General features: G+C 71.5%; 6 protein-coding genes. 3 read left to right on the top strand and 3 right to left on the bottom strand.

The annotated features are described in order from the left end of the window. Window positions 1-139 precede the first annotated feature (139 nt). The 3 genes from B277_RS19255 (at window position 140) to msrB (ending at window position 3,156) form a co-directional block, all read left to right on the top strand. Window positions 140-1,120, top strand: coding sequence for a lamin tail domain-containing protein (locus B277_RS19255; RefSeq protein WP_040881680.1), 981 nt, complete (start codon window positions 140-142; stop codon window positions 1,118-1,120). Continuing rightward, window positions 1,068-2,579: an endonuclease/exonuclease/phosphatase family protein gene (locus B277_RS19250; protein ID WP_051988075.1), complete on the top strand. Its 1,512-nt coding sequence runs from the start codon at window positions 1,068-1,070 to the stop codon at window positions 2,577-2,579. The genes B277_RS19255 and B277_RS19250 overlap by 53 nt, the downstream gene beginning before the upstream one ends. A 103-nt stretch (window positions 2,580-2,682) precedes the next feature. Further along, window positions 2,683-3,156 carry a peptide-methionine (R)-S-oxide reductase MsrB gene (gene msrB / locus B277_RS13810; protein WP_007929331.1) on the top strand — a complete coding sequence of 158 codons (474 nt, stop codon included), beginning with the start codon at window positions 2,683-2,685 and terminating at the stop codon, window positions 3,154-3,156. A gap of 59 nt (window positions 3,157-3,215) precedes the next feature. Here msrB and B277_RS13805 read toward each other — a convergent pair whose 3' ends face one another. The 3 genes from B277_RS13805 to B277_RS13795 all read right to left on the bottom strand — a co-directional run. Next, the gene (locus B277_RS13805; protein ID WP_007929329.1) at window positions 3,216-4,127 is read right to left on the bottom strand and encodes a type IV toxin-antitoxin system AbiEi family antitoxin domain-containing protein; all 912 of its coding nucleotides are present in this window, start codon (window positions 4,125-4,127) and stop codon (window positions 3,216-3,218) included. A 204-nt stretch (window positions 4,128-4,331) separates the two neighbouring features. Beyond that, window positions 4,332-5,051 (bottom strand): hydrogen peroxide-dependent heme synthase, encoded by a 720-nt coding sequence (gene hemQ / locus B277_RS13800; protein ID WP_007929327.1) that lies wholly within the window; start codon window positions 5,049-5,051, stop codon window positions 4,332-4,334. After that, the coding region (locus B277_RS13795) for a protoporphyrinogen/coproporphyrinogen oxidase (protein WP_193788275.1) at window positions 5,048-5,868 on the bottom strand (821 nt) is incomplete at its 5' end. The genes hemQ and B277_RS13795, both read right to left, overlap by 4 nt.

Genomic DNA, 5,868 nt, shown 5'->3' with positions numbered 1-5,868 from the left:
GCCATCGACGAAGGGGGCGGCTCGGCTCCCTTCGTCCCGTCGGGTGATCGTCACGCGACGTTCACCGGCTCGCGCTGCGCGCGGTGCCGAGGCGACCTAGGTTGCTGGGAGCCACGCCCGTCCCTCCCAGGAGCCACCCATGCCCTCTCGTGCCCGCCGCGCCCTCGCGGCACTGACCGCCGCGCCTCTCGCCGTCGCCGGCCTCGCCGTCACCGCCCCGAGCGCCTCCGCCGCATCGCCAGACCTCGTCATCGCCGAGGCCTACGGAGGCGGCGGCAACTCCCGCGCCGTCTACCGCAGCGACTTCGTCGAGCTCGCCAACCGCGCGCAGGAGGACGTCGACCTCACCGGCTGGACCCTGCGCTACTACTCGGCGAGCGGCACCACGCCGCAGACGACTCCCCTGTCGGGCACGGTCGTCGCCGGCGGGCGCTACCTCGTCCAGCAGGCCGACGGCGCCAACTCCTCCCTGCCCGCGCTGCCGGCGCCCGACGCGACGGGCAGGGTCCCGATGTCCTCCTCCGGCGCCCGCGTCGAGGTCGTGCGCCCCGATGGTCAGGTCGCCGACCGGCTCGGCTGGGGCTCCGCCACGACGGCCGAAGGGGGCCCCGCCGACGCCACCGACAACGCCACCTCGGTGGCCCGCACGGACGTGTGCGTAGACACCGACAACAACGCCGCGGACTTCACGGTGGGCGCCCCGACCCCGCAGAACTCGTCGACCACCCCGGTCGTCTGCGACCCCGACGACGGCGAGGAGCCGCCCGTCGACGAGCCCGAGACCATCGCCCAGATCCAGGGGCGCCACCACCTCTCCCCCTTCGACGGGTCCAAGGTCAACGACGTCGAGGGCGTCGTCACGGCCGTCTCGTCCTCCGGCTTCTGGCTGCAGAGCACGACGCCGGACGACGACGACGCGACCTCCGAGGCGGTCCTCGTCTACACGCGCTCGACGCCGACCGTCGCCGTCGGTGACACCGTGAGCGTCGACGGGGTCGTCGACGAGTTCCGCCCGGGCGGCTCCGGCGGGTGGGACAACCTCACGACGACCGAGATCGTCTCCCCCCGTGGTCACCCAGACCGGCACCGGCGCTGTGCCGGAGGCGGTCGTCCTCGGTGAGGACCGCACCGCTCCCCAGCAGACGGTCGACGCCGAGGACCCCAAGAGCGTCGAGTACGCCGACGCGGCCTTCCGCCCCGACAGGGACGCCATCGACTTCTACGAGTCGATGGAGGGCATGCGGGTCGGCGTGCGCGACGCCCAGGTCGTCGGACCGACCGGCTACGAGATCCCCGTCGTCCCCGGGACCGGCGTCGAGGCGACCCGGTCGTCCGCCGGTGGTGTCGTCTACGGCGGCTACGACCAGCCCAATGCGATGCGAGTCCTCGTCGACGACGTGCTCCTGCCGAGCGGCTCGCTCCCCGACGCCGACGTCCGCGACCGGCTGCCGGGGCTCGTCGCCGGGCCGCTCGACTACTCCTTCGCCAACTTCAAGCTGCTCGCGACGCATGTCCCGACCGTCGAGGACGGCGGTCTCGAGCGCGAGGTGACGGGACGGCAGCACCCGCGCGAGCTGTCCGTGGCCTCCTTCAACGTCGAAAACCTGTCGCCGAGCAATGAGCAGAGCAAGTTCGACCGGCTCGCCGGCCAGATCGTCACCAACCTGCGCAGCCCCGACGTCATCGCCGTCGAGGAGGTCCAGGACAACAGCGGCCCGACCGACGACGGCACCGTCGACTCCTCGGCGACGACCGACCGGCTCATCGCCGCCATCGAGGCGCAGGGCGGCCCCCGCTACGAGGCCAACTGGGTCGACCCGCAGGACAAGGCCGACGGTGGTCAGCCGGGCGGCAACATCCGCAACGTGCTGCTCCACCGCACGGATCGCGACATCGACTTCATCGAGCGCAGCAGCGGCGCGGCCGACCGGGCGACCGCGGTCGTCAAGGACAGGAAGGGCGCCCACCTCACCGAGTCGCCCGGCCGGATCGCGCCCGCTTCGCAGGCCTTCACCGACTCGCGCAAGCCTCTCATCGGTGAGTACCGCTTCCGCGGCGAGCGGGTCTTCGTCGCCGCGGTCCACTTCAGCTCGAAGGGGGGCGACGACCCGCTCTTCGGCCGCTGGCAGCAGCCGGTCCGCTCGAGCGAGGACGCCCGCCACGCCCAGGCACGAGAGGTTCGCGACCTGGCCGACGACCTGCTGGCCGCTGACCCCGAGGCCAAGCTCGTCGTCGCCGGTGACGTCAACGACTTCGAGTTCAGCCAGACGACGGACGTCCTCACCGACATCCTCGAGGGGTCCGGCACCCAGGCCCTCACCGACCTGCCGCGCACCCTGCCGGAGTCGGAGCGCTGGACCTACGTCTACGACGGCAACAGCCAGGTGCTCGACCACATCCTGCTCTCGCCCTCGCTCGCCACCCTCGAGGGCAAGGTCAACGGGCCGTGGCGCCCCGGGCACCCCGGCAAGGGCAGGCGGCCGGCCTTCACCTACGACATCGTCCACACCAACTCCCCCTTCGCCGACCAGGACAGCGACCACGACCCGCAGGTCGTCCACCTCGACCTGAAGAAGTGAGCTGACCTCCCTTCGCCCACCGCGGCGTGCGACGGCCCCCCGGATGATCTCCGGGGGCCGTTGCGTTGCATGATGAGCACACCGATCGACGAGGAGCCTGACGATGATGGAGTCCACCGGCCGCGACTACGCGGTGACCAAGAGCGACGAGCAGTGGCGCGAGGAGCTCTCGCCCGACGAGTTCTCCGTGCTGCGGGCCGCCGGGACCGAGCGGCCCTTCACCGGCGAGTACACCGACACCACGACCGAGGGCGTCTACGCCTGCCGCGCCTGCGGGTCCGAGCTCTTCACCTCCGAGACGAAGTTCGAGAGCCACTGCGGCTGGCCGAGCTTCTACACCCCGCTCGCCGAGGACCGGGTCGAGTACGTGCAGGACGACTCCCTGCCCGGCCGCCCGCGCGTCGAGGTCCGCTGCGCCAACTGCGGCAGCCACATGGGTCACGTCTTCGAGGGCGAGGGCTACGAGACCCCGACCGACCAGCGCTACTGCATCAACTCGATCTCGATGACCCTGCGTCCCGCCCAGGCTGAGGGGTTGGTACCTCACCCGCCCCACGATTTCCGGGTCACCCGATAATCCCCGGCTTCGCAAGAGTCTCGAACCCTTGCGAAGCCGGGGTTTGTCTTGCTCAGTGGTCACGCAGCGTTCGCGAGGGCCTCCGTGACGGCTCGCACGATTCGCTCGGGGTGGAAGAGATCCGCCCACACGACCCTGATGACGACATAGCCGCGTCGTCGGATCCGGTCCTCGCGCTTCTTTTCTCGGAAGAGCGCTTCCGGCCCGCCGTCGGTGTACTTCACCTTGCCGTCGAACTCGAGCAGGACGTTGGTGCCCTCGATGCCGAGGTCGGCCCTGGCGATGAAGTCTCCGTCGGCTTCCTCGATCCGCACTTGCGAGGTCACCGCGAACCCTGCGCCCAGCAAGATCACGCGAGTCACGCTCTCGCCCAACGACTCGGCGTCTTCGTCCGCCCACGCCAGGGCGCACCGCGCTCGCGAGCTGTGTGGCCACCGGGCGACGCGGGCAAAGGCCCGGTCGAGGTCGGCCCGCGTCACGGACTCTGCGTGCAGCGCGGCGTCGATGGAGGCAACTCCTGCGACGACTCCATGGTCCATGGTCAGCTGCACGAGCGCGTCGGGTAGTGGCTGTCCCGGCCCCCACGGGGTCTTGACCGGGGGGACGTGGGTAGGACGGAACCGCAGATGCCGTGTGCCGGCCTCTCGCTTGATCGGACGGGCCCCGTCCACCGGTAGGAGCGGGACCTCGAACAACGAGATCCCGTGCGCGGCGACCGCCGTCGCCCCGCAGAGCATGGCGTCCGGGTAGAGGCGCAGTGCCGCCCTCGCGATGAGGCGGCGGTCCTCCCCCTTCGTCCGTGGGCCAGGGACCGTGTAGGCGCCTCGGCACAGTCTCGCGATGACGCCTCGGCGAACTGCGGCGGTCAGGACCTCGTCCGTCACCCCGTGGCGCAACGCGTCCTGTCGCGTGAAGATGCCGTCGGGCATGGCGACGAGCTGCGCGAAGGGAGCGCCGCTGACTTCTCTCATGCCACCAGCGTTGGCCGGCAGCCGCCGTAGCCCCGGCGGACGCTCGAACTTGTGGACCCCACCCCTCCAGGGAGCGAGGTTGTGGACGGAGCCACTCGACAAGACAAACCCCGGCTTCGCAAGGGTTTGGGACTCTTGCGAAGCCGGGGATTATCGGGTGACCCGGAAATCGTGGGGCAGGTGGGACCTCGCCCCGCGCCCAGGTCAGCGCAGGCCGGCGACGAGCGCCTCGACGCTCACCCGCGGGCCGGTGAAGAAGGGGATCTCCTCGCGCACGTGCAGGCGGGCCTTGGAGGCGCGCAGCTCACGCATGAGGTCGACGATGCGGTGCAGCTCGTCGGCCTCGAAGGCGAGGATCCACTCGTAGTCGCCGAGAGCGAAGGCCGGGATGGTGTTGGCCCGCACGTCCGGGTAGTCCTTGGCCATGGCGCCGTGCTCGGCGAGCATGAAGCGGCGGTCCTTGTCATCGAGGACGTACCAGTCGTAGGACCGCACGAAGGGGTAGACGCACACGTAGTCGCGCGGTTCCTCCCCCGCCATGAAGGCCGGCACGTGGCTCCGGTTGAACTCCGCCTGCCGGTGCACCGCCGCGTTGGACCACACCGGCTCGAGGTGGGCGCCGAGCTCGGTGCGCAGCAGTCGCTTGTAGGCGTCCTGGAGCAGCTCGATGTCGTCGGCGTGCCACCACACGAGGATGTCGGCGTCGGCGCGCAAGCCGGCGACGTCGTAGACGCCGCGGATGCGCACGCCGCCCTCGGTGAGCTCGGCGAAGAGCGCCTCGACCTCCTGCGCGATCGCGTCGCGGTCGTCGTCGCCCACGGGCGTCACGAGCGCAAAGGCGGAAAACATCGCGTAGTGGACGCTGCTGTTGATCGCCTCGAGCTGCTCGCGCGTGGGCTTGACGGGGGCGGGCCGGGTGGTCATCGGGGCTCCATTTCAGTGGTGGACGAAGGGGGCAGTGCGTCGAGGATCGTCGTGGCGGTCGTGGCCGCGCCGGTGAGCACCGCGCCGATGCCCACACCGTCGTAGGCGGCGCCGGTCACCTCGAGACCGGGCAGCTGCGCGACCGCGGAGCGCACCGCGGCGACCCGCCCAGTGTGCCCGAGGTCGTACTGCGGCAGACCGCCGCCCCACCGCTGCACGTGCTGGTCAACGGGTGCGGGCAGCGGCGCGCCGACGGCGCTCGAGATCTCGGCGAGGGCGCCCCGGACGAGGTCGTCGTCGTCACGCTGGAGCGAGGCGACCTCGCCGGCACGGCCAGCCGAGGCCCGCAGCAGCACGACATCGGTGCTCGCCTCCCGGACCCAGGCCCACTTCGACGCCGAAAAGGTGCTCGCCTTGATCGGTCGCCCGTCGACCGCCGGCACGAGGAAGCCGCTGCCCGGCAGGTCGGGCGTCTGGTCTGCCGGCAGCGCGACCGTCATCACCGCCATGGAGGCGTAGTCGATGCCGGCGAGCGCTGTGGCAGCCGTCGAGGCGTGCCCGGCCAGCAGGCGGGAGGTCGGCGTGGCCGGGGTCGCGAGCACGACGACGTCGGCCTCGTGTGCGACCTCGGCGTTCGTCGCCCCGGCGATGACCCGCCACCCGGTCGGCGTGCGCTCCAGGCGCCGCACCATCGTCGAGTCGAGCAGCCGCGCCCCCCGCGCCGGCGAGCGCGTGGCGCAGTGCCTCGACGAGCGTGCCGATGCCCCCGACCAGCCCCATGACCCGCGGCCGCGGGGCCGTCGTGGGCGGCGGCAGC

It is taken from the genome of Janibacter hoylei PVAS-1 (genome assembly GCF_000297495.1).
Taxonomy (GTDB): Bacteria; Actinomycetota; Actinomycetes; order Actinomycetales; family Dermatophilaceae; genus Janibacter; species Janibacter hoylei.
Note: the sequence above shows the minus strand (reverse complement) of the source record. Positions and strands in the feature narration are given on the sequence as shown.

What these genes read in the sequence shown, in the direction of transcription:
- B277_RS13805 (WP_007929329.1), bottom strand. Translation starts at nt 4,127, where the DNA reads ATGAGAGAAGTCAGCGGCGCTCCCTTCGCGCAGCTCGTCGCCATGCCC.
- B277_RS19255 (WP_040881680.1), top strand. Translation starts at nt 140, where the DNA reads ATGCCCTCTCGTGCCCGCCGCGCCCTCGCGGCACTGACCGCCGCGCCT.
- hemQ (WP_007929327.1), bottom strand. Translation starts at nt 5,051, where the DNA reads ATGACCACCCGGCCCGCCCCCGTCAAGCCCACGCGCGAGCAGCTCGAG.
- msrB (WP_007929331.1), top strand. Translation starts at nt 2,683, where the DNA reads ATGATGGAGTCCACCGGCCGCGACTACGCGGTGACCAAGAGCGACGAG.